General features: G+C 35.5%; 17 protein-coding genes. 12 read left to right on the forward strand and 5 right to left on the reverse strand.

Going from position 1 to position 25,024, the window contains the following annotated elements; all coding sequences use genetic code 11:
• Nucleotides 1-29: 29 nt before the first annotated feature.
• Nucleotides 30-2,078 (reverse strand): insulinase family protein, encoded by a 2,049-nt coding sequence (locus EKM02_RS11120; protein WP_234423181.1) that lies wholly within the window; start codon nucleotides 2,076-2,078, stop codon nucleotides 30-32.
• An 11-nt stretch (nucleotides 2,079-2,089) separates the two neighbouring features.
• The gene (locus tag EKM02_RS11125) at nucleotides 2,090-3,415 is read right to left on the reverse strand and encodes a M16 family metallopeptidase (RefSeq protein WP_126455143.1); all 1,326 of its coding nucleotides are present in this window, start codon (nucleotides 3,413-3,415) and stop codon (nucleotides 2,090-2,092) included.
• A gap of 238 nt (nucleotides 3,416-3,653) precedes the next feature.
• Here EKM02_RS11125 and rplU point away from each other — a divergent pair, with 238 nt between their 5' ends.
• The 4 genes from rplU to EKM02_RS11145 all read left to right on the forward strand — a co-directional run bounded on the left by rplU (nucleotide 3,654) and on the right by EKM02_RS11145 (nucleotide 12,446).
• On the forward strand, nucleotides 3,654-4,076 hold the full coding sequence (gene rplU / locus EKM02_RS11130; RefSeq protein WP_126455145.1) for a 50S ribosomal protein L21: 423 nt from the start codon (nucleotides 3,654-3,656) through the stop codon (nucleotides 4,074-4,076).
• 23 nt (nucleotides 4,077-4,099) lie between these two features.
• Nucleotides 4,100-4,366: a 50S ribosomal protein L27 gene (rpmA, locus tag EKM02_RS11135; protein WP_126455147.1), complete on the forward strand. Its 267-nt coding sequence runs from the start codon at nucleotides 4,100-4,102 to the stop codon at nucleotides 4,364-4,366.
• Between the two features lie 1,043 nt (nucleotides 4,367-5,409).
• On the forward strand, nucleotides 5,410-9,087 hold the full coding sequence (locus EKM02_RS11140; RefSeq protein WP_126455149.1) for a M4 family metallopeptidase: 3,678 nt from the start codon (nucleotides 5,410-5,412) through the stop codon (nucleotides 9,085-9,087).
• 68 nt (nucleotides 9,088-9,155) lie between these two features.
• A complete protein-coding gene (locus EKM02_RS11145) occupies nucleotides 9,156-12,446 on the forward strand; it encodes a reprolysin-like metallopeptidase (RefSeq protein ID WP_126455151.1) in 3,291 nt (1,096 codons plus the stop codon).
• Between the two features lie 291 nt (nucleotides 12,447-12,737).
• Here EKM02_RS11145 and EKM02_RS11150 read toward each other — a convergent pair whose 3' ends face one another.
• The 3 genes from EKM02_RS11150 to ahcY all read right to left on the reverse strand — a co-directional run bounded on the left by EKM02_RS11150 (nucleotide 12,738) and on the right by ahcY (nucleotide 15,603).
• Nucleotides 12,738-13,076 (reverse strand): DoxX family protein, encoded by a 339-nt coding sequence (locus EKM02_RS11150; protein WP_126455153.1) that lies wholly within the window; start codon nucleotides 13,074-13,076, stop codon nucleotides 12,738-12,740.
• A 7-nt stretch (nucleotides 13,077-13,083) separates the two neighbouring features.
• Entirely contained in the window at nucleotides 13,084-13,422 is a 339-nt protein-coding gene (locus EKM02_RS11155) for a DoxX family protein (protein ID WP_126455155.1), read from the reverse strand.
• An 864-nt stretch (nucleotides 13,423-14,286) separates the two neighbouring features.
• Nucleotides 14,287-15,603, reverse strand: a complete 1,317-nt coding sequence (gene ahcY, locus EKM02_RS11160; RefSeq protein ID WP_126455157.1) for an adenosylhomocysteinase — start codon at nucleotides 15,601-15,603, stop codon at nucleotides 14,287-14,289.
• A 281-nt stretch (nucleotides 15,604-15,884) separates the two neighbouring features.
• On the opposite strand from ahcY, the gene EKM02_RS11165 reads away from it, so the two are divergent.
• From EKM02_RS11165 to EKM02_RS11200, 8 genes are all read left to right on the forward strand, one after another.
• Nucleotides 15,885-16,514, forward strand: coding sequence for a 4'-phosphopantetheinyl transferase family protein (locus EKM02_RS11165; protein WP_126455159.1), 630 nt, complete (start codon nucleotides 15,885-15,887; stop codon nucleotides 16,512-16,514).
• A 138-nt stretch (nucleotides 16,515-16,652) separates the two neighbouring features.
• Nucleotides 16,653-17,372: a geranylgeranylglyceryl/heptaprenylglyceryl phosphate synthase gene (locus EKM02_RS11170; RefSeq protein ID WP_126455160.1), complete on the forward strand. Its 720-nt coding sequence runs from the start codon at nucleotides 16,653-16,655 to the stop codon at nucleotides 17,370-17,372.
• Complete coding sequence (gene pnuC, locus EKM02_RS11175) at nucleotides 17,372-18,001, forward strand: nicotinamide riboside transporter PnuC (RefSeq protein WP_126455163.1); 630 nt, start codon at nucleotides 17,372-17,374, stop codon at nucleotides 17,999-18,001. The genes EKM02_RS11170 and pnuC overlap by 1 nt, the downstream gene beginning before the upstream one ends.
• Nucleotides 17,956-20,076, forward strand: coding sequence for a DUF4301 family protein (locus EKM02_RS11180; RefSeq protein WP_126455165.1), 2,121 nt, complete (start codon nucleotides 17,956-17,958; stop codon nucleotides 20,074-20,076). Before pnuC ends, EKM02_RS11180 begins: the two co-directional genes overlap by 46 nt.
• A gap of 13 nt (nucleotides 20,077-20,089) precedes the next feature.
• Nucleotides 20,090-20,494, forward strand: coding sequence for an alternative ribosome rescue aminoacyl-tRNA hydrolase ArfB (arfB, locus tag EKM02_RS11185; RefSeq protein ID WP_126455167.1), 405 nt, complete (start codon nucleotides 20,090-20,092; stop codon nucleotides 20,492-20,494).
• A gap of 313 nt (nucleotides 20,495-20,807) precedes the next feature.
• Nucleotides 20,808-22,898: a TonB-dependent receptor gene (locus EKM02_RS11190; protein ID WP_234423182.1), complete on the forward strand. Its 2,091-nt coding sequence runs from the start codon at nucleotides 20,808-20,810 to the stop codon at nucleotides 22,896-22,898.
• A 209-nt stretch (nucleotides 22,899-23,107) separates the two neighbouring features.
• Entirely contained in the window at nucleotides 23,108-23,824 is a 717-nt protein-coding gene (locus EKM02_RS11195) for a DsbA family protein (RefSeq protein ID WP_126455170.1), read from the forward strand.
• A 138-nt stretch (nucleotides 23,825-23,962) separates the two neighbouring features.
• Entirely contained in the window at nucleotides 23,963-24,946 is a 984-nt protein-coding gene (locus EKM02_RS11200; protein WP_126455172.1) for a Gfo/Idh/MocA family protein, read from the forward strand.
• Nucleotides 24,947-25,024: the final 78 nt, after the last annotated feature.

Below are 25,024 nucleotides of genomic sequence, written 5' to 3' on the forward strand. Positions count from 1 at the left end.
CAGCCTTTATTTATTTATTCAAGATTTGATTATAAAAAATCAGCATCGGTAACACCTTCATTGATTTTTACATCAGACATTTTTATGTCTAATTCAAAACCTACATTCTGGATGATGTTAAAAGGAACTTTAACTCCTTTTACTTCTTTGTAATCTCCATAATTTGTAGTTTGAGTGATGCTTTGCCCACCTTGTTCAACAATTTTAGATTCGGCTAATTTTAAACCAGTAGTTACATCATAGAATAGTGTAGTTTTCCCGTTTTTAACAGCGTAAGCATCTTTTCCATTGATGGACTCGATAGTTTCCAGCGTTAAACCTTGGTTTTTAGCAAGAGACAATTCTTCAAATGGTGTTGCAGTTGCTTTCATGTCCGCTAGCATTGTTCCTTCAATATTCTGACGTTGCCCTTGTTGCATTACGTAAGCTCCTTTTTCATTTACCACTTGTTTCATGATACTCATTGTGCCCATTGCTAGTTCAACCATCAATTTTCCTTTGGTATCAATTTTTGAGGTGAAGCTTAATGGAGAAGGCGCTTGCGGAATAGTTGTTGTCCCGTTCATTACAATTGTTTTTACAGCCAATGCTGCTTTTTCTCCGCCGATAGCTTTGATGTAATTATCAATAACGCTTTTTGCAGTAACTCCTGCTGGAACTGGTTTTTTTAATTCTGGTTTAGCTGTTGCATTTCCGTATTTATCGAAGTATGATACGGGAAACTTTAATTTTTCTAATCCAGAAGCTACATCCGCTGCTTTTCCTACAATAACAATTCTGCTATTATCAGCCAAGAAGTATTTATTAGCCACTCTCAAAATATCGTCAGCAGTTACAGCACTGATATTTTTAATGTAATTTTCATAAAAATCAGCTGGCAAGCTTTGCGTTTGGATTCTTAAAGCGTAACCTGCTACCGTTTGTGGTTTTTCAATTTGCATTACAAATCGTCCAATGTATCCTGCTTTTACGCTAGCTAACATTTCATCAGTCACTTTCTCAGTTCTGATTTTTTTGAATTCTTTGAAAATCTCAACAACAGTGCTGTCCGTTACTGCGTTACGAACTTGCGTAGAAGCATTAAACGTAGAAACGCGTTTGTCCCCGTAAATGCTAGTTCTAGCACCATACGTCCATCCATGAGCTTCTCTTAAGTTCATATTAATGTAACTATTAAAGTCACCACCTAAAATTTGGTTCGCAACTAAGACAGCAAAATAATCCGGATCAGTCATTTTAAGATTTGACATATTTACCACAGCAACCTCTGATTGAACCGCATTTGGCATGTCAATAAAGTTAATCTGTGTGGCGGAAACATCTATTGGATCGTTATAAGAGATCGATGGAGCAGCTGCTTTTTTCCATGAGCCAAAGAATTTCTCTACCATTTTTTTTGTTTCGCTGAATTTTACATCACCCACAATAATTAGGTAAGCGTTGCTTGGCACAAAATATGTTGTGTAGTTTGCTTTTACATCTGAAAGAGTTACGTTTTTCAAGGTAGCTTCGCTAACATATTCGCCTGCAGGATGGTTTTTTCCATAAGTCAAAACATCTACAACTCTTGCTGCTACTGCTGAAACGCTTTTTTCATTGGCTTTCAAGCCTTCAATAAGTTTCGCTTTTTCTTTGTCAAATTCCTCTTGGGTGAAGTTTGGGTTTAATGCACCATCTGCCATTAGCTCTAAAACTCTCCCCGAATATTTAGATAAGGAACTTGCTGAAGCGCCATTAGAACTAAAATTGATGTTAGCGCCTAAGAAATCTACTTCTTCATTGAAAGCTGTTTTCGAAATTTTAGTGGTGCCGCTTCCGATTAATGTACTGGTCATGTCGGCAACCCCTTTTTTGTCGCCTTCAGCATACGGATCATTGTCTAAGGTAAGACTGAATGCTACTCTAGGTAGTTTATGGTTTTCGACAACCATAACTTTTAATCCATTTTTTAATTCAAAAGTTAACGGTTTTCCGATTTTTATTGATGGAGCTGCCTCTGGTTTTGGCTGAGGTATGATTTGTCCTTGCATAATTAGGGTTACGAACAAGCTTGATAAAATTAATATTGATTTTTTCATAATGATGTATCTTAGTTTTGAGCTTTGTCTTTAGATGGAACATAATCCAAAACTAATCGTTGGTTTGGATTTAAATATTTCTTAGCAATATCTCTGATTTCTTCCCGAGTAATAGAATGATAGATTTCAATTTCGGTATTGATTAAGTTTACATCACCGTATAACAAATGATAGGAAGCCAGATTGTCTGCAATACCGTCAATGGTAGAATTGCTGTTGACATATTGGTTTTCGAATTTGTTTTGTAGTTTTTGTAAATCTCTTTCAGAAATCAATTCCGTTTGTAATTTTACAATTTCAGAGTCAATTTCGGCAAGAATATTTTCGGTTGTGTTTGGCGCTTGAGGCAAACCGTAAATGATATAGCTACCGTAGTCTTCTTGGCTGTTACTAAAAGCGCCAATTTGCAAGGCCATCTTTTTGTCATCAACTATTTTTTTGTATAGTCTAGAACTTTTTCCATCGCTTAAGATGGATGAAATCATATCCAGTACTCTTGCGTCTCTGGTTTTCATAGATGGCGTTCTGTAGGCTGCTACAATTGCAGGGATTTGGATATTAGCATCTTGAAATTCTGCTTTTATAGTTTGAGTAATCGGTTCTTCAACAAATGTTTCTCTTTGTATGGGAGCTCCTTTTTTGATCGGTCCAAAATATTTTTGAATCCATTCTTTTGCTTGCTCTTTTTTGAAATCACCAGCGACAATTAAAACAGCATTGTTCGGAATGTAAAATTTCTTGTTGAAAGCTTGGAATTCTTCTAATGTTGCAGCGTCTAAATGGCTCATAGAACCTATAGTTGCCCAACGGTATGGGTGTTTTGTGAAAATATTCTTTTTTACTTCCGCCAAAAAGTTTCCGTAAGGCTGATTGTCAACGCGCAATCTCTTTTCTTCTTTCACCACTTCGTTTTGAGTATCAACACCAATTTGATTGATCACTGGGTGTAGCATTCTTTCTGCTTCCATCCATAAACCTAATTCTAAGTTGTTAGATGGGAAAACCTCATAATAATAGGTTCGGTCATCCGTTGTGTTGGCATTATTTACACCACCGTTTCCAGTTACAATCTTAAACCACTCACCGCGTTTGATATTTTCGGTTCCTTCAAACAATAAATGTTCAAAAAAGTGAGCAAAACCAGTTCTTTCTGGATTTTCATCTTTAGCGCCTACATGGTACATTACTGAGGTAATAACAGTAGGGGCAGAAGGATCGTTGTGTAAAATCACATGCAATCCATTGTCTAATTTGTATTCTTCAAAAGCTACTTTCTGAGCAGAAGCTACTCCTCCTAGCATAAACAAAGCACCTAAAGCCATTAATGAATTTTTCATAAGGTTAATAATTTTGTTAATATGCATAATTAGTAGTGGTTTTTAATTTTTGTTACATAAAAAGCGTTTCGCTGTGAGAAATTTAACACTAGTTAAGCGTTTTATTTTGTAAAATTATTTCAAAAGTCTATTTAATAAGTAATTATGATGTATTGGGTATTTTTTTTTCTTCAACAAATTGCGAGGTAATTATTTAATTGTATATTTGCAACCTTAAAAATTTATAAAACAATTTGTTATGTATGCAATCGTAGAGATAGCAGGGCAACAGTTTAAAGTTAGCAAAGACCTAAAGGTTTACGTTCACCGTTTAGCAAATGAAGAAGGAACTCAAGTTTCTTTCGACAAAGTTTATTTGTTAGATGATAACGGTACAATCACAATAGGCGCCCCAGCTATAGAAGGTGCTTCAGTAGAAGCCAAAGTGTTACAACACTTAAAAGGAGATAAAGTTATCATTTTCAAAAAGAAAAGAAGAAAAGGATACAAAAAGAGAAACGGACACCGTCAGTATCTTACTCAAATTGTAATCGAAGGTATTACTGCAGCAGGTGCTAAAAAAGCGGCTCCCAAAAAAGCAGCAGTTGAAGCAACTACAGAAGAAGTTGAAGCTCCTAAGAAAAAGGTAGCTAAAGCTAAAAAAGAAGATACTCAAGAATAATAACAAAATAAAACTAATACGTCATGGCTCACAAGAAAGGTGTCGGTAGTTCTAAGAATGGTAGAGAATCAGAATCAAAACGTTTAGGTGTTAAGATTTTTGGTGGTCAAGCTGCTATTGCTGGGAACATCATCGTAAGACAAAGAGGTTCAAAACACAATCCAGGTGCAAATGTTTACATCAGTAAAGATCACACCCTACACGCAAGAATAGATGGAGTTGTTTTTTTCCAAAAGAAAAGAGATAACAAATCGTATGTTTCTATCCTTCCGTTTGAAGTTGAAGCATAATTGATTTTATCAATTATTTAAAAACCCGTTTCGAAAGAAACGGGTTTTTTTTTGACCTCAGCCAAGCGACTCCGGAATCTTCAAAGGAAAAGGAGGCTCCGGCAAAATTGATGGTTTGCCTGATTTGTAAATTATATTTGATTTTATCAGGGTATAAGTATTGATTATATTCGTAGTTTTTTACTGCTGGTCTAGGGAGTTTAATAAACTAAATTTCGGTTCAAATAAAATGCCGTATACTGTTTTGGAAGGGATATTTTGTAATTAGAAACTGTTGTGATTCTTTTATAGGTTTTACAAATCAGAACTGTTTTTAGAAAATCATCTTCTAATTAAAATATAAATTTTCACTTAAATACGAGATTGCTATTTGTCTGTTGGTTTTTTGACAATCAACGTCATTATAGTATTTTTTTCTTTCAAATTTTCCCTCTCCGTTATATTCTTTATAAACGCATTTCTTGTTTTGATATAATTTGACTAATTCAGAAGGTTATTTCTAGTTTTAAACAGTGTCTGACTTGATATGGCAACATAAAGATTAGATTCATTACTCTTTAATAATTTAAATCTATAGGATTTTTTTTTAATTAATAAACTAAATTAATTTTAAGATAATTTATTGTTTTAATATTGATTAGAAATTAAGTTGAATTTTTTTTAACCTTTTTTTTTGATAAAAATTTAATTAATTCTTTTTTTTTTGATTAAATAATAATAATTGTGTTTTTTAAAGGTAAAATTTTGATTAAAATTGATTTTAATCAAATCTTTTTTTAGAACAATAGGTACGATAATATTGGTTTTACTAGTCAAAATAGCGTACCGGGACACAGTTAATATGATTCTGTTTAATCGCAGGAGACATTAAAAATGATCTTGTCTAAGTGGTTTATTGATTGTTCATTTAAATTAATGATTTTAAAGACTACAAATTCTATTAATTAATAAATATTAGCGCTAATGAAATAAAGTATCAAATTACACACCATTAAACAACAAGAACAAACTCAATTTAGTACACCAAATTTTACAGCACAACTATGAATAAACTATTACTCACAACTAGTTTTTTGTTTTTTACTTTTTTAGTCTTCGCTCAAAAAAATAAAATTCAAAACAATGAAAAATATTTGCAATCAAATACAAATATCCAGGAATTTAAATTTAATAAAAGTCGCCAGAGTCCTTCTTTAATAAAAATTAAACCGGACTATAATTTAAATTTAGCAGGCGTTCCTGCTTTTTTAGTGGAAGTACTGCAATTAGATAAAAATTCATTTGAATTTAAAGAAATTCACACCAATACCACCAAAGGAAATTTTAATATCGTTACTTTTTCTGCCTTCTATAATGGGGTGAAAGTGGAACATGCGCGATATAATATTGTTCTTAAAAAAGACAAAGTAACTGCAATTACGCTCGAGCATTATGTTATGGATGCTAATGTTTCTAAGACAAAGTCATTGTCTCAAGACCAAGCATTAGAAAAGGCAAAGCAACATGTTGGTGCTGAGAATTATGTTTGGGAAGATATTTCAAAAAGTTTAAAAGTTACGGTGAATCAGAAAGAGATACAACAATTACAAAAATCATATAATGAATATTTGCCTAAAGGCGAATTGGTATATGTTGATAATTATAAGACAAAAGAGGTTGACTTAACTCTTGCATATAAATTCAATATATATGCATCAAAACCATTATCAAGAAACAATGTTTTTGTTGATGCTGCCAATGGCCAGATTTTATTAACGGATGCAATTATTAAACATGCAGATGAAATTAATAAAAACATCGAAAAGAATAAAATAAACACGACTAATTCAACAGCTATTTTAGCCTCAGTTGAAGGGCGCGGGGATACAAGATACGCTGGAAACAGAAAATTTCAGACTACACTAGATGTAGTCAATAATCGTTATTCATTAGATGGGACAATACCGGTTCTTGTGAATGGATTGCCGGTTGTTATACAAAATGAAACGCGCTCTTACAATGGAGTAGGTGGCGCACCCATTAGTTTGCCTAATATTCCATCGTATTCTATTTATGATGGTGATGCACCATCAGGACAATTACAAGTTGAAACTGGAGACAATAACTGGACAGCAGCCGAACACTGGAGAAGTCGTTTCACTACTCTAAATTACCCTATTGACAATGAAACAAAAAATGATGATGTTGCTTTAGATGCGCATTGGGGAGCTGAAATAGTAATTAAATATTGGGGAGCTATTCATAATCGAAGTAGTTATGATAATCGTGGTACCAAAATTATTAATTATGTACATTATGGTGATGCGTATGACAATGCTTTCTGGAATGGTACTGCAATGACTTACGGAGACGGAAGTTACCAAGGGGGTAAAAATCCTAATGGTTCTTTCGGGCCTTTAACATCCATGGATGTTTGTGGACATGAAATAGGGCATGGGGTGTGTTCTAATACATCTGATTTAGTTTATGCTAGAGAATCTGGTGCTATGAATGAAGGTTTTTCGGATATCTGGGCAGCATCTGTGGAAAACTATGTGTTGACTACAATTGATAGTTCGTTGCCTTATGACCCGTGGGGAATTGGAGAACAAATTGATCAACGTGATGGTGGGTTAGCTCCGGGCGCAGCTGGATCTACCGCTTTACGTTGGATGGATGATCCAAAAGCTGAGGGGAATCCGGATAGTTATGGAGGTAAAAATTGGTCTGATCCACAATGTGCGCAACCTAGCTTAGCAAATGACCAATGTGGAGTGCATAATAATAGTGGAGTTCTTAATAAATGGTATTATTTATTAGTAGAAGGTTCTGGAAAGAGTTTTACTCGTGGGAAAGCTAAAGCGGCTGCAGATGATCAAATAAATGATGCTTTGAAGGTCTACAGTGTCAAAGGTTTAGGTTTTCTTATTGCTGAACAGATTACCTTTAAGGCCGAAGTGCTACTTACTCCAAACGCTACTTTTCAAGAGATGAGAGATGCAAGTATACTTGTTGCAGGGCAAGAATATGGAACGTTTTCTAATGAAGTGAAACAAGTGACAAATGCTTGGTATGCGGTTAATGTAGGGAATGAATTTATTGCGCCTGATCCAAACCAACTTTTCTTTGAATCGACAAATGTTTCTGTAGTCAACGAACAGACAGCAACACAAGGGTGTGGTGTTTTTAACACAATAGAAGTTAAGGTTACTGGGGTAAACATCACTTCTCCCCAAACCATTAATTTAGACTTCTCAGGTTCTACAGCAACGATTAATAAAGACTTTACTACATCAGCAACTAGTTTGTCTTTTGATAAAGATGGGACTAAAACAATTTTACTCAACATTTTTAATGATGGTATAGTTGAAGGTGTAGAAAATATTATAATCAAGTTTAATGTAAATACTCCTGTAGCGCAATCTAGAATTCAAAACATCACAATTGTTGATAATGATTATGTGCCAGCTATTGGTATAGGTACGGTAGAGATTTTTAAAGAAACTTTTACTACTTCAAAAATTCCATCTGGTTGGGAAACTAAAAGTGTATTAGGATTGGATCCCAATGTTTGGCTTTTTAATGGGCCAACTACTTCAGGAAAAGCATACGTTTCAAATGGCACTGCATCTCAAGGCGCCACTTATGATTCAACCCAAAACGGAAATTTGCTTCTCATAAGCAAATTGATCGATACAAAAGGGATGAGCGATGTTACTGTAGCTTTTGACTGGCAAGCAGGTGGAGAAACAGACCAAGTAGATAATTCTGCGTTATTTGATTATGGTGAATTTGTATACTCCTTAGATGGAGCTAATTATAATTCTTTAGCCTTTTTTGCAGGGACAGCTTCAGGAGCTTCTCCGTCTTCAGGGAAGTATAATAAAGCGACATCGGCATTAAATAATACACAATTTTATTTAGCTTGGAGATGGTATAATGATGCTTTACTAGGCACTTCTTTTAGTTTTACTTTAGACAACGTTGTAGTAAGCGGAACACCGGCTTCAGTAGAATCTGATTTGATGCAATTTGATAGTGAAACCGTAAAAATTGGAAACCAAGTATACTTTTTGAGCGATCAAGATGGGGATGTAATTGGTATGATAGAAAATGCGACTAAGGATCTTGGTTGTGTTACGCTAACGATTAGTGAGTCAGGTAGTAAATCTAACTTTCCTAATATAGCAGGATCTCATTCAGGGAAAGTTATCAAATTAGAAGCTGATGGATTAAATGCGGCAACAGCTTCCTATGACTTAACACTGTTCTTTTCAGATGCTGAAACAAGTGAATTTTCAGACCCTAGCGGTTTAAGAGTTATAAAAGTAAACAGCAGCTCCATCAATGATGCTAAAAATTCTCCTAAAAATTTTCAAATAAATGGGGGGTTAGGCGCTGCATATGCTGCGGAGCAATATCGTACTTATAAAGGAAATCATACCGGATCTGGAACTTTTGCTTTGGTAACACAAGCGACTTTATCTACGCAAAAAATTAATGGGGAAGAATTTAAAATATACCCAACTGTATTATCGGCTGATAAAGTAATTACAATTTCCAGTGCAAGAACGCCAATTGATCGGGTTGACATTTATACCCTAAATGGAGGTTTAATAAGCGCTTTGAAATTAGAAAGTAGTAATGAAGCTAAAATACCTGTTGGTAAATTAGCCAGCGGAATGTATTTTCTTGTTATAAATGGTAATAAATCAGATACATTTAAGTTTCTGATGCAATAAATAATTGATTCAAAATCCCCCATCGTAGAAATGCAATGGGGGATTTTTTTTAACTAAATATAAAGATAATGAATACTAAAAATAATTTTATTTTATTCGTACTGTTTTGTTTTTCCTTCAGCATCACTTGGGGGCAAAATAAAAGTGACTGGACCGCTTTATCCGAAAACAGTCGTCTCAAAATTAATAATATTAGTTTTGATAAAGAAAAAATGCCCACAAAATTTAAACTTTACACCGTTGGTATAGCCACTGTTAAAAATAAATTACAAAATGCCCCTAAAAGAGGCGTGTTTTTTGGGACTTCTCAAAATATAATCAATGTGCCTAATGAAGACGGTTCTATTGAAAATTATCAAGTTTTAGACGCCCAAATTTTGCATCCGGATTTGGCTGCAAAATTACCAAATATTAAAAGTTATGTTGGTAGTTCATTAGTACATCCTGGTAAATATATTCGGTTTAGTTTATCGCAAGCCGGATTTCATGCTCAGGTTTTTGAAGCTGGAAAATCAACTTATTTTATAGATCCCTATACAAGTGATAAGTCAGTATATATTGCTTACAAAAGAGATGATCTAGTCAATAATTCATCTGATGTTTTTACTTGCGAGACAGATAATTCACTTTCTAAAAAAACTGGAAATACGCAAATAAATAAAACGATAGGTGCTACTGATGACAGTAAAATTCGGTTGTATGAATTAGCAATGTCGTGTACAGGAGAGTATGGTGCCTTGTTTATTGGTAATGCCACGACTGATTTTGAAAAAAAATCAAATATCATGGCACAAATGGTTGTCACAATGACACGAGTAAATGGTATTTATGAGAAAGAATTAGGTATCACCTATCAGTTTGTACCTAAGAATTTTGACATTATGTATTATGATGGAACTACTGATCCTTGGGGTACAGAATATAATGACCAAACTCAATTGACCATAGATGCTAATATTGGAGATGCAAACTACGATATAGGCCATAATTTTAATACAGCTGGCGGCGGTAATGCAGGTTGTATTGGTTGTGTTTGTAATTCCGGAAATAAAGGAAGCGGTATGACTGGTAGATCAAATCCTACTGGAGACTCTTTTGATGTTGATTATGTCGCTCATGAGATTGGGCATCAAATGGGAGGGTATCATACCCATAATGGAACAACTACCTGTTTGAAAAGTGGAAATAATACCGAAGTGGAACCCGGAAGCGGATCGTCAATAATGGGGTATGCCGGAATTTGTACGGGGCAAAATGTACAGGCAAATTCGGATGATTATTTTAATTATGTGAACATACGAGACATAAGTGCTAATATTCAAGGGGGTGTGAGTTCTGCCTGTTTTGATGAGATCAAGGTTAGCAATTTACCGCCAAAAGCCAATGCAGGAGCAAATTACAGCATTCCTGTAGGTACCGCATTTCAGTTGTCAGGAACAGGTTCTGATCCTGACTCAGGAGATCTTCTTACTTACACGTGGGAACAAAACGACAATGAAGAGATGCAAAGTCCTATTCAGCCTCTCCCAACGGCTATTCAAGGTCCTATGTTTAGAACCCGAAGAGGAACTACAAAACCTAATAGGTATTTCCCGCAATTAACAGATATTTTAAGTAATAATCTGATGCCTACTTGGGAGGTAATCCCCCAAGTTCAACGGAGTTTTGAGTTTGCTTTTACGGTTAGGGACAATGTTGTTTACGGAGGGCAGACGGCAGCTGATTTGATGACGTTAAATACAATCCAAACGGCAGGACCCTTTAAAGTTTCAAGTCAAAACTCAAACACGACTTGGATACAAGGTGAAACTCAACTGATAACTTGGGATGTTGCAAAGACCAATTTACTTCCGGTAAACTGTTTGTTTGTAAATATTTTATTTTCGGCTTTAGGAGATTTTACCGATACTATTATATTAGCGGATAAGGCTTTAAATAGTGGTTCTAAAAGCATCATTGTACCCTCTTCTTTGACGGAATCAGGGCGTTTAATGATAAAAGCGGCTGACAATGTTTTCTTAGATGTAAATGACGCAACTATAATAATTAAGCAAGTTACAACTCCAACATTCTTTTTGACAGCGCTTGAAGTCTCAAAAATCCAATGTGCAAATGATAATAAATCAACTTTTAGTTTTGATTATATACCTTCTGCGGGTTTTACGGGGGTAGTGAGATTTGCTGCGACAGGTTTACCATCTGGTTCCACAGCTAGCTTTACACCAACAACAGCAAGTACCTCAAAAGAAACAATACTAATGACCGTTAGCGGATTTTCTAATTCAAACCCTAAGGATTATTCTATCACTTTCGCGGGTACTTCTCCGTCAGAAACCAAAACTCAAGTTGTTGTATTAACGCTAAAGGGAGGTGTTTTTTCGGAGCCTGTGCTGAGTAGTCCAGCTAATACAAGTGTGAAACAATCAACTTATCCATCCTATATCTGGTCTAAAGATGGGAATAACAGTGCTGAATTTTTTGATGTGGAAGTTGCTTCTGATTCAAATTTTCAATCTATAGTAGAAACCGCAACTGTCTCAAAAAATGGATATAATCAAAATAAAGGGTTAAGCGAAAATACGTTGTATTATTGGAGAGTTAGGCCTAAAAACGAATGTGCAAACGGTGTTTTTAGTAGGCCAAGTAGCTTTACAACTGGTTCAAACAAGTGTTTTAGTAGTACTAACACTAATCCTTCTGTAATAGTATCAACCTTAACAACAACAAGCACAATAAATATAGCAACTGATATCCCAATTTCAGATATTAATGTTTCGATGAAAATTACCCATAGTTATATAGGAGATATAGTTGCGGTACTGACAAGTCCATCAGGGACCAATGTTTCACTCATAGCTAGTAAGTGTGATTCTAATCCAGATTTGAATGCTACTTTTGATGATCAAGGGTTGGCTGTAATAAACTGTTCTTTAACAAGTCCAGCAATCTCTGGTGTTTTAAAGCCGGCGCAACCGCTTTCTGCTTTTAATGGAGAAAGTGCTAAAGGCGAATGGAGACTTAATATAACGGATACAGGATTAGGGGATGATGGTATACTTACATCATGGGCAATAGCATATTGTGGAGTAGAAAGCTTAAGCCTTAGCGCTAAAAAATTCGATACTTCCCTAATTCAGGTCTATCCAAATCCTGCAAAAAACAGCATTACGGTTCAATTTGAAAAAACACAGCACTTAGATGTTGCAGTATTTGATTTGTTAGGAAGACAGATTTTAAGTACAGTACTAAAGTCTTCTAGTAATACAATAGATGTTTCTTCTCTTTCGTCTGGAACGTATATCATGCAGCTAATTGATGATGAGAATAATAAAACCAGTAAAAAAATTATTATTGAATAATTTCAAAATGTGATAAAAGCGTTATGCTGAAGCATTATTGATTTTCTCAAATTATTATAAATAAGTCGAAAGTTTAAAAGTCGTAAAGTCAAAAGAATTAACTTTAAGTAAAACAGCTTTAAATCAGATTGTTATGTAATTTTATCTTGATTTTAAAATACGACATTATACCATGGTTATTACTTAGTACCCATTTCAATTATTATTGGAATGGGTATTTTGTTTTAATTTAAAATTAGAACAAATAGTGAACTGTTTGGTGGTAAATATTAAAAACAACTTAGTGTTGATTTATTCTAAGGTTCTGTATAAAATATAGAGATTCAACACAAAGTAAAAAAAAGCAGGAGTAGAAACCAATAAAGAATCTTTCATCTTTATTCTTACCCCTGTACCAAGAAGCATAAGTAAAGCTAGGCCTCCGGAAGCAAGAACTAAAACAGTATGATTTTGAAGGCCTATAAATAAACCGATAGCCCCTGCCAATTCTAAAACAGCAATTAATGGTCCAAATTTTTCAAGTCCAAAGCGTTTAAATTCATTTTTCATATTCGACGAGGCAAAATAAGCTATTCCGTAGGTAAGAAAGGAAGTTGCCGAAAATAAAATAAGTAAATGCAATAAATTCATGTTTTGATTATTTGGAAGCGCATAATGCAACAAAAAGAGATAATGCCAAAAGGAATAAAGAAGGAAGGTGTTTAGACCATGGATTTTTTACTTTGAAATGAAAATACTGCGCACTAATCATTAAAAAGGCCATTAAAAGTGCTGGTATGTACACTAATGATGGGAACCATATTCCAGCTATTAGCAATGTTGCCAATGCTATTTTTGAAGCGCCTACCATATTTCTGGTTAAATCAGACAGGCCATATTGTTTGAATTCTTTTACAATGTTGTCAAATCTGAAAATCCATACGTAACCTACGGACACTGCGATTACAAGCTGAGCGATAATAGAATAAGTATTCATGGTTTTATAATTAAAGGGTTTTATCTTTTGTTGTGATATACAAATTAATTAGCAGCTGTATGTCTCTTAGAATTTATGTTATTCAAAGATACCATAAACTTATATTATTATAAGGATTGCCATATTGATTTATTAGTATACAGTGATGGTTTTTTTTATTCTGCCGGATTAGCTCTTAGTTTAGAACTAAAACAGGTTGGTTTTTTTGGGTCAAAAATGCATCAGGAATTTTCATGGTTATCAGCTCTAATGTTGTTTATCAAAAGGAATATTAACCTGTTGGGCGTATTTAGTTTTTGATAATAATTTTCGTCAGTTCTAGTGATTTTCTTCTGAAGCCTCAGGGAAAAATTATATCGACAACTAGAAAATTAGTATTAAAAACAGTTCTCAATATATTTTTTGTCCCGTTTTACGCCACAAAAACATGGGAAATGGAGGTTAGAATAGTTGCATCCAAAGGGTTAAGATTAATTATTTTCTTGCCATTTTTCAGTAAAGTAGTAAGAGTATTTTTTCTTATTGTATCGAATTTTTTTTAAAACTCAAAAAAACAAATTCTATTCGTATGAAAATCGGATTACTTTTTTCAATCCAGAATCAATTCTACGAAATAAGGATCAACCTTTTTGGTTGCGTTTAGTAGCAGTATTATGATGGAATTGCGTGAGGGATAGTAGTGGAAATCCTTTTATGAATCTCGTTTTTTAACGAGAACATAAAAGATTGTAACGAATAGCCCGACCCGCAGTTTTTGCGAAGGGTCACGCCCAAAAACAAAAAACCCTTGCTCCTGAAAATTAGAGACTGCAAGGGTTTGTATTATAATAGTGAGAATTGCTTCGTTTCCTCGCAATGACTCGACTAGTATCTGTAATATTCTGGTTTGAACGGGCCTTCAACTGGAACGCCAATGTAATCAGCCTGATCAGTACGTAACGTCTCTAATTCAACACCCAATTTAGCTAAGTGTAACATGGCTACTTTCTCATCAAGATGTTTTGGTAACATGTACACATCATTGTTGTATGCCGCACTGTTTTTCCATAATTCGATTTGAGCCAGTGTTTGGTTAGTAAAGGAGTTACTCATTACAAAACTTGGGTGACCTGTAGCACAACCAAGGTTTACCAGACGGCCTTCAGCCAAAACAATAATATCATTTCCAGCAATAGTGTATTTATCAACTTGAGGTTTGATTTCGATTTTTGATGCACCGTGGTTAGTGTTCAACCAAGCCATATCAATTTCGTTGTCAAAATGTCCAATATTACAAACGATAGTTTTGTCTTTCATTTTCTCAAAATGAGAACCCAAAACGATGTCTTTATTTCCAGTAGTGGTGATAATAATATCAGCAGTACCAATAACTGTGTCTAATTTTTTTACTTCAAAACCGTCCATTGCTGCTTGAAGCGCACAAATTGGGTCAATTTCAGTAACCGTAACAATAGAACCAGCACCTCTAAAAGAAGCTGCTGTCCCTTTACCTACGTCACCGTATCCACAAACGATTACTCTTTTTGCAGCAAGCATCAAGTCAGTTGCACGACGAACTGCATCAACTGCTGATTCTTTACAACCGTATTTGTTGTCAAATTTCGATTTAGTAACGGAGTCATTCACGTTGATTGCCGGCATTGGCAATGTTCCTGCTTTTACTCTTTCGTATAATCTGTGTACTCCAGTAGTAGTTTCTTCAGATAATCCTTTGATTCCTGCAACTAATTCCGGGTAACGGTCTATAACCATATTGGTCAAATCCCCACCGTCATCAAGAATCATGTTTAATGGTTTTCTGTCTTCACCAAAAAATAATGTTTGCTCAATACACCAGTCAAAATCAGGTTCGTTCAACCCTTTCCAAGCATATACCTGAATTCCAGCAGCAGCAATCGCTGCAGCAGCCTGATCTTGTGTAGAGAAAATGTTACAAGAACTCCAAGTCACCTCAGCACCAAGAGCGATCAACGTTTCAATCAAAACCGCAGTCTGGATTGTCATGTGCAAACATCCCGCAATGCGAGCACCAGCAAGTGGTTGTTCGTTTTTGTATTCCGCACGAAGCGCCATTAAACCTGGCATTTCAGCTTCTGCTAATTCAATTTCTTTTCTTCCCCAAGCCGCCAGGGAAATGTCTTTTACTTTGAAAGCCACAAAAGGCATAGTTGTAGTACTCATTTATAGTATATTTGTAATTACTTTGCCCGTTCGCCTTTCAGGCTCGGGTGAAAATTTTTTGCAAATTTACGCAATAACTTTAGAATTTTACGGTTTTCCAGAAGATTTATGAATTGTTTAATTCGCTAATCTTTTGAACATTAACTAAATAATTTCTTTAAGCTGAACGTGTTTCAGTTTCTGGAGCTATTTCCCGTTATTCGCTATATCTTTTTACACGCAAAAAAGCGTGAAAAAAGGATGTCGCTGCTACCGGGGCTAAAAATCAAGATCACAACACGATGCCACTTTATAAAATCATACATCCTAATGCCGCCACCCAAATTTTAATTTGGAAAATAACGGAACCTTTCTCCGAATTAAACCAGCAGATTGTTCTTAATGAAAACAATCAAAATCGACTGGACGGAATGAAATCCGAAATGCACCAACGCGCCTTCCTGAGCGTTCGTAAGGCATTGCAACAAGCCGGATATACTGATTTTGATTTGTATTATGACAACTTCGGAAAGCCCCATTTACACGATGGAAAGCACATTTCCATCACACATTCTCATGAGTTTTCGGCCATTATTATCAGTACTGAAACCGTGGGAATCGACATTGAATTGCAACGAAATAAAATCATCAAAATAGCACGTAAATTTTGTGACAGCGAGTTTCAATTCTTGGATATGGACAGTGAAGAATATATCCGAAAATTAACGGTTATTTGGGGTGCCAAAGAAGCCATTTTCAAAATTAGAAACGAAAGAGGAATCAGTTTCAAAGATCATATAAACCTAGATGATTTTGAATTAGAAAGTAAACAGACTATCGCCGAATTTCATTTTAATAGTTTAATAAAAGATTTCAAGGTCCATTTTGAAGAAATACAAGATTTTACGTTAGTTTATGCTTTCGAAAAATAGTACACAGTATTTCATCGCGCAGTTTGTCATTGCTTTGCCCGTACTGGTTAAGCAATGAAAAGACAATTAATAAGCAACAATATAAAGTATCAGAAATCCGTTTAAATCCACAAAATCCGCGTTATCTGCGTACCAAAAATGACAAACATTTATAACGAAATCATCCAATCTAAAGTCGAATGTCAAAAGCTCCTGGCGATTCTTCTGGATCCTGATAAAATAGTTTTGGAAAATTTACCTAGTTTAATTTCAAAAATCAATCAATCACCCGCAACACATATTTTCATTGGCGGAAGCCAGGTTGAAAACAACATTTTAGACGAATTAATTATAGAAATAAAAAAAAGTAGCACATTGCCTATCGTTTTATTTCCTGGAAACCCATCTCAGATTTCAGATAAAGCCGATGCGATTTTATTTTTGTCTTTAATTTCTGGTCGCAATCCTGATTTTTTAATCGAACACCAAGTAAAAGTGGCACCCATTTTAAAACAAACCCAACTCGAGATCATTTCTACCGGTTATATTTTGATTGAAAGTGGCAATGAAACCGCAGTAGAACGCATTAGTAAAACAAAACCTTTAGATAGAAATAATCTGGATTTAGCATTGGCTACGGCACTAGCGGGAGAAATGTTAGGTAATAAACTGATTTATCTCGAAGCGGGAAGTGGCGCTAAACAAGCTGTTCCGTTAGAAATGATTGCATTAGTTACGCAAAATATTGAAATTCCGTTACTTGTTGGTGGTGGTATTGTAGATTTGCAGGGAATTCAAAACGCGTATGCTGCCGGAGCCGATCTAGTAATTATAGGAACCGCTTTTGAAAAGGATATTAATTTTTTTAACCTTAATTAATGATAGACTATTTTTTTTCGCAGTACAGCGAGTATTCAACATTAGATATTATCTTGGAAATTATAGCTGTCATTTTTGGATTATGGAGTGTTTGGTACGCCAAAAAAGACAATATTCTGGTTTTTCCAACCGGATTAGTGAGTACGTCCATATTTGTGTATTTGCTCTGGAAATGGACCTTGTGGGGTGACATGATGATTAATGGCTATTATTTTGTAATGAGTATTTATGGCTGGTACCATTGGACCCGCAAAAAAGACGATACGGAAGAATTCCCAATTTCAAAAATTTCAAGTTCTGAAAAACGAATTGCGATAATTCTTTTTATATTTACGGTCGCTTTTGTGGTTTCAGTATACCACTATTTTGGTAAATTTACCACTTGGTATGCCTATGTAGATACATTTATTACAGGGATTTTCTTTGTGGGAATGTGGCTCATGGCCAAAAGGAAAGTCGAGAATTGGGTGTTTTGGATTATTGGAGATGTAATTTCCATTCCGTTGTATTTTGCCAAAGGCTATACCTTTACCAGTTTTCAATACATAGTATTTACAATAGTTGCCATTTTTGGCTATTTAGAATGGAAGAAAATCTCAGACAGCGCTCAAACGGAGTTACAAAAATAATTAAAATAGCTTTATTTGGTCCTGAAAGCACTGGCAAAACTACCTTGGCCAGACAGCTTGCGGACTATTATAAAACGGAATGGGTTCCGGAGTTTGCACGTGATTACCTGCAAGAAAAGTGGGATTCAAGTCAGCAAATATGTACCGTTGATGATATGCTGCCCATTGCTTACGGTCAAGCCAAATTAGAAAATGAACGAACGCTGATTGCCAATAAATATCTTTTTTGTGATACGAATTTAATGGTGACCAAAGTTTTTTCGGAGGTGTATTACAACTATTGCGATCCTTTGTTGCATGAAGCAGCTCGCGCACATGAATACGATTTGTTTTTTCTGACAGATATTGATGTACCCTGGGAAAAAGATGATTTGCGAGACAAAGCAGAAGGAAGAGAATCTGTTTTTGCCGTGTTTAAACAATCTTTAATCGATAATAATAAACCATTTATAACCCTTTCCGGAGACCAGGATTTGCGTCTCAAAAAGGCAATTGCAAGTGTTGATGACTTAACTTTAGCAAGGGAACTCGGGTTTTCCTCGGATGATTTTCTGTATATTCAGGAGTATGGAATCTCAATGAAAAACATTCAAAAGCAATTGATTTTTTTTAAAAACGGTATCCCCAAAGCAGATTTGGTTCGTCCGGCAACAGTGTCTAATGGTATTTTAAAGCTATCTGAAAAAGATTTTCAAGAAAAATCCCTTTTTTTTGATGCCCATAAATCAAATCTGAAATTACAGAAATTTGTGCCTGCTTCCGGAGCAGCCAGCAGAATGTTTAAGTTTTTGACGGAATTCATCAATGAATTTGATGTTGAAAATGAATCAATTAATTCCTATATCAACCGAAAAAAAGCAAATAAACTTGCTGTTTTTATCGTGGGAATGGAAAAACTTCCCTTTTTTGAAGCAATCGATAAACGACTCGGAGCCGAGTATGCCGCTTTTGATACTTTAGATCCAAGTTTGAAAAATTATTATTTTATAAAATTTATATTGTCATCTGATTATTTTGACTTTGCAAATCAACCAAAAGGGACTCTTCCTTTTCATAAATACAAAACCCATATTGCAACTCCTGTGGAAGAGCATTTGAAGGAATGTACGCATTATACGAGCACTAATAACTGTTCTTATTTGCATTTTACAGTGTCAGAATCCCATCAAAAAAAGTTTGAAAGCCGCATTGATGCAATTAAATCTAAAATTGAAAAGCAATCGGGTGTAACAATACAGGTTAGTTTTTCCTATCAAAGCAAGCGAACTGATACACTTGCGGTTACTATGAAAAACAAGCCGTTCCGAGATGAAAAGGGACAATTAGTTTTCAGGCCCGGAGGACACGGTGCTTTGATTGCCAATTTGAATGATTTAGAGGCTGATATAGTATTTATCAAAAACATTGACAATGTAATTCAAAACAATTTAGAGAAAATTTCTTTGTACAAAAAAGGGTTGGCGGGCATTTTGCTGGCAATACAGCAGCAGGTTTTCAGGTATTTAAACGCCTTGGATACTGTGGCAATTGAGTCCGCGTTTGTAGATGAAATTATTCTTTTTTTGAAGGAAAAATTGAATACTACAATGAAGGACGGTTTTCATACATATACTCTGGACAATAAAATCAAGGAAATAAGAGCGGCTTTAAACAGACCGATTCGCGTATGCGGAATGGTAAAAAACGAGGGTGAACCTGGAGGAGGGCCGTTTTGGGTCCGGGATCATCAAGGAGGAATTTCATTGCAAATCGTAGAAGGTTTCCAAGTCGATTTGGCAAACGACAATCAAAAGACAATTCTGGATGCTGCTACCCATTTTAATCCGGTTGATTTAGTCTGTAGCCTAAAAAATTATAAAAAAGAGAAATTTGATCTCACTCACTTTGTGGATTATAGTAGTGGTTTTATTGTGGAAAAAAATGTAGCGGGCAAAAACATCAAAGGGTATGAATTGCCTGGTTTATGGAACGGCGCAATGGCTAAATGGCTGACTGTGTTTGTTGAGGTGCCTTTGATTACTTTTAATCCGGTCAAAACGGTGAATGATTTGTTGAAACCGGCACATCAGTTCTAAAATTTACGCATCAATGGAAATAGAAAAAATCGTATCCGAATTAAGTTTTAAAGCAGTCCGGAGCAGTGGAGCCGGCGGTCAGAACGTAAATAAAGTATCCTCTAAAGTGGTGTTGACTTTTGATCTGCACCATTCTGTGGCTTTAACGGATGAAGAAAAAATTTTGATTGCAACTAAATTATCGTCCAGACTTACCACTGATGCTGTTTTAATTTTAAATTGTGAGGAAGACCGAAGTCAATTTAGAAACAAAGAACTCGTAATCAAACGATTTTTGAAATTAATAAAAAATGCATTGCTTGTTCCAAAAGAAAGAAAACCCACCAGAATCCCTAAATCAGTCATTAGAAAAAGAATAAAGGATAAAAAGACTATTTCTGAAGTCAAGAAAAACAGGAGAAAACCAAATTTCGAATAAGATTTTATTTTTTATTTTCTAAAATTCTAAAATTCGAACAAAAAAACTACTTTTGCGCTGTCTCAAAGGGGTGCTCTAAATAACGAGCTGAGATCATACCCAACGAACCTGGGCGAGTAATGTCGCTAAGGGAAAAAATGACGAAGAAAATAGCGTGCACACTATCTATTTGTCATAGGAAACAATCATTTATTAATTTAACAAAAGGAATAATTCCCCCTTTTATTCGTAATCTTATTTACGGATGAATACTATTTTAGTCTCAAAGTCTCAAAGTCTTAAAGTTTCAAAGTCCAAGAATCTGACATATTTTATGTCTTCTGTCTTTCTCTTTACATCATTTATCTCTTTTTCACAAGTTAAAGACACTACGAAAGTAAACCAACTTGATGAAGTCTTGGTTTCGGCGGTGCGGGTCACTACTAAAACGCCAGTAAGTTTCAGTAATTTGGACAAAAAGGAAATCAAATTCCGAAACTTAGGACAGGATATTCCTATTCTGATGAATTATTTGCCGTCAGTTGTGACGACTTCTGATGCGGGAAATGGAGTAGGGTATACCGGAATTCGGGTTCGTGGTAGCGATGCCACCCGCGTGAACGTGACCATCAACGGAATTCCTTACAATGATTCTGAAAGTCAGGGAACCTTTTGGGTAAATATGCCAGATTTTGCTTCATCATTAGAAAGTTTGCAATTGCAACGTGGCGTAGGAACGTCTACGAATGGAGCGGGTGCTTTTGGGGCGAGCTTAAACATGTTGACGGACAATTTTGCCAAAGAAAGCTCTGGTGAAATATCGAACTCTGTGGGTAGTTTCAATACCAGAAAACACACCGTAAAATTCAGTACGGGTTTGATGAACGACCATTTTGAAATCGCAGGAAGGTTATCAGCCATCAAGTCTGACGGGTTTGTAGATCGTGGCGCTTCTGATTTGAAATCCTATTTTCTACAGGGAACGTATGTCGGCAAAACGACTTTGATAAAAGCATTGGTTTTTGGAGGTACTGAAAAAACGTACCAGTCTTGGAACGGAATAGATGCAGAAACGCTGCAGAATGACCGAGCGTTTAATTCATCAGGTGCTTTTACGGACGAGCAAGGAAATGCTCGTTTTTATGATAATGAAACGGATAATTACCAGCAAGATCACTCTCAATTGCATTGGAACGAAAAAATATCTGAAAACTGGAGTACTAATTTTGCTTTGCATTACACCAAAGGAAAAGGATTCTATGAAAATTATAAAGAAGATGCTAAATTTTCCAGCTATAACTTGACGCCAATTACTATTGGAGGAACAACAATAAATAGAACGGATTTAGTGCGTCAAAAATGGTTGGATAATGATTTTTACGGTACTACTTTTTCTGCTAATTATAAAGAGGAAAAACTGGATGTAATTTTTGGTGGTGGATGGAATAAGTATGAAGGCGACCATTTTGGAAAAGTGATCTGGGCACGAAATGCTTCACAGAGTGAGTTAGGAGATCGCTATTACGATGATTATGCCAATAAAACGGACGGGAATATTTTTGCGAAAGCCAATTACCAAATCACAGAACAGCTAAGTTTATTTGGAGATTTGCAATATCGTTCAGTGAATTACAAGGCTAATGGTGTTCAACCAACACTTGTGGATGATACGTTTAATTTCTTTAACCCTAAAACGGGATTGACCTATACGATCAATTCCGGAAATTCCGTGTATTTGTCTTATGCCAGAGCCAATCGCGAACCGAATAGGAGTGATTATGAAGGCGGAAACGTAAAGCCAGAGAAACTAAATGACTTTGAATTGGGGTGGAGATATGTTGCGGAAAAAGTACAATTTAACTCGAATGTGTATTATATGGCCTATAAAGACCAATTGATTTTGACAGGGAGTTTAGACGATGTAGGTGCTCCTATACGTTCGAACAGCGAAAAAAGTTACCGCTTAGGACTGGAAATAGATGCTACAATAGCGTTGACAGACCAATTGATTATTCGTCCTAATTTTACCTTGAGTGCCAATAAAAATATTGATTTAGCTGTTGAAGGAAAGGATTACGGCACTACAGATATCGCATATTCACCATCAATAATTGCGGGAAATATTTTGGTTTATACGCCCATTGAAAATCTTCATATTTCATGGTTGCAAAAATTCGTTGGGGAACAATACATGAACAACATCGAATTACCGGCTGCAAAGTTGGCGGATTATTTTGTGAATGATTTGAATGTTGCTTACACTTTTAAACCTAAAAACATCTTCAAAGAAATCGTATTGACCGGTTTAGTGAATAACTTTTTAGATAAGCAATACGTTTCTAACGGATACATGTATGACGTTTATCCATATTATTACCCACAAGCGGGAATTAATTTCTTGGTGGGATTGACGTTGAAGTTTTAGTATAATGATTATAGTTGACAAAAAACCATCACGAGCAATTTTGATGGTTTTTTTGGTTCTATTATAAAGGATTACTTTTCTGACTTTCTGATTCAAATAAATATTTACTATTCCAGTATCTATAATTAAACACTAAAACCCCAAAAGCTCAAAACTGAATTGATTAATTTTGTATTATAAAATTAATTTTTGAATTTAATTAAAGGAAAATGGGAAATACATTAAAAATACAAATCTGGTCGGATATCATGTGTCCGTTTTGTTATATTGGAAAAAGAAGAATAGAAGGTGCTTTACAGAATTTTGAGCATAAAGATGCAGTTGAAATTGAATGGAAAAGTTTTCAGTTAGACGCCGGCTTTGTTGCTTCTCCAGAGGATGATATGGTTGAGCATTTGGCCGAAAAATATAGAAAAGATAAAGATTGGGCACAAGAGATGCTGAATAATATGACTGAAAATGCTAAAAATGCAGGATTGGATTTCAATTTTGAAAAAGCGGTTATGGCCAATTCGCTGCATGCACATCGCTTGTTGCATTTGGCTAAAAAATATGATTTGGCAAATGACTTAGAAGAATTACTGTTCAAAGCCTATTTAACGGATGGTAAGAATATTAATGATTTGGATACATTGAAAGCGTTAGGACTGGAAGTAGGACTGAATGGCGAAGCTATTGATGAAGTGCTAAATTCTGATGCGTACGCAAATGAAGTGCAGCAGGATATAAATGAGGCGCAATCTGTCGGGGTTCAAGGAGTTCCTTTTTTTGTTTTCGATAATAAATATGCAGTTTCGGGTGCGCAACATGTGGAAACCTTTGTGAAAACACTTGAAAAAGTATGGGAGGAAGGCAAATTTGATTCGAAAGTCACGGTATTGAATACCACCGATGGAGACAGTTGTGGAATTGATGGTTGTGAGTAAAACGAGAATTTCAAACGATAAGCAATTAAGTTCCATCCAGCGTTGTATCTACAAGAAGCATAATTTCTTTCTGGTTAACTATTACGCAAAACAGTCGCAGTAGCGCACAATCGTCTGAGGCAATGAAAAATTATCATTATGAGTGAACCTACAAAAGTAATCCGCTGGGGAATATTAGGCTGTGGCGATGTTACCGAACTGAAAAGTGGTCCTGCATACCAGAAAACGGATGGTTTTCAAGTGGTAGCAGTAATGCGAAGAGATGCGGTTAAGGCTGCGGATTATGCTAAAAGACACGGAATCAGCAAATATTACACAAATGCCGATGATTTGATTAATGATCCTGAGATTGATGCGATTTATATTGCCACGCCTCCGGATGTGCATAAATTGTATGGACTCATGGTGGCTGCAGCCGGTAAAATATGTTGTATCGAAAAACCTTTGTCTCCAAATTATCAAGACAGTCTCTCGATTTGTACTGCTTTCGCAGCAAAAAAAATTCCGTTGTTTGTAGCCTATTATCGCCGAACATTACCTCGTTTTGAACAAATAAAAGCGTGGCTTGATACCAATAGCATTGGTGACATCAGACACATAAGATGGCATTTGAGTAAACCTGCAAGTTCTACGGATTTTTCAGGCGAATACAATTGGCGAACTGATGCGTTGATTGCTGCAGGCGGTTATTTTGATGATTTAGCAAGTCACGGTCTGGATTTATTCACGCATTTATTGGGAAATATAAAAGAAGTTTCGGGGCTTAGTATTAATCAGCAGGGATGGTACACGGCCAAAGATGCTGTTGCCGCTTGTTGGTTGCATGAGTCTGGAATTACAGGTTCAGGCAGCTGGAATTTTGGGTGCTATGAACGGGAAGATAAAGTGGACATTTATGGAAGCAAAGGAAAAATAACGTTTTCTGTATTTGAAAATGATCCTGTAGTGCTTTCGAACGCACAAGGACAAACAGAAGTACTCATTGACCATCCTGAAAATATTCAGTTGTATCATGTACAGCAAATGCGAGAGGACCTTCTTGGGCACAGTACACACCCTTCTACAGGTTTGACAGCAACGCATACGAGTTGGGTTATGGACCAAATTATGGGAAATTTGTAGTGTTTGTCTTGTCCTGAATAACCGATACAGATTATTAGATAAAAATATTTAATTAAACACTTGCAAAAACGTTTTTGC

Origin of the sequence: Flavobacterium sp. RSP49 (assembly GCF_003968735.1) — a bacterium.
Taxonomy (GTDB): Bacteria; Bacteroidota; Bacteroidia; order Flavobacteriales; family Flavobacteriaceae; genus Flavobacterium.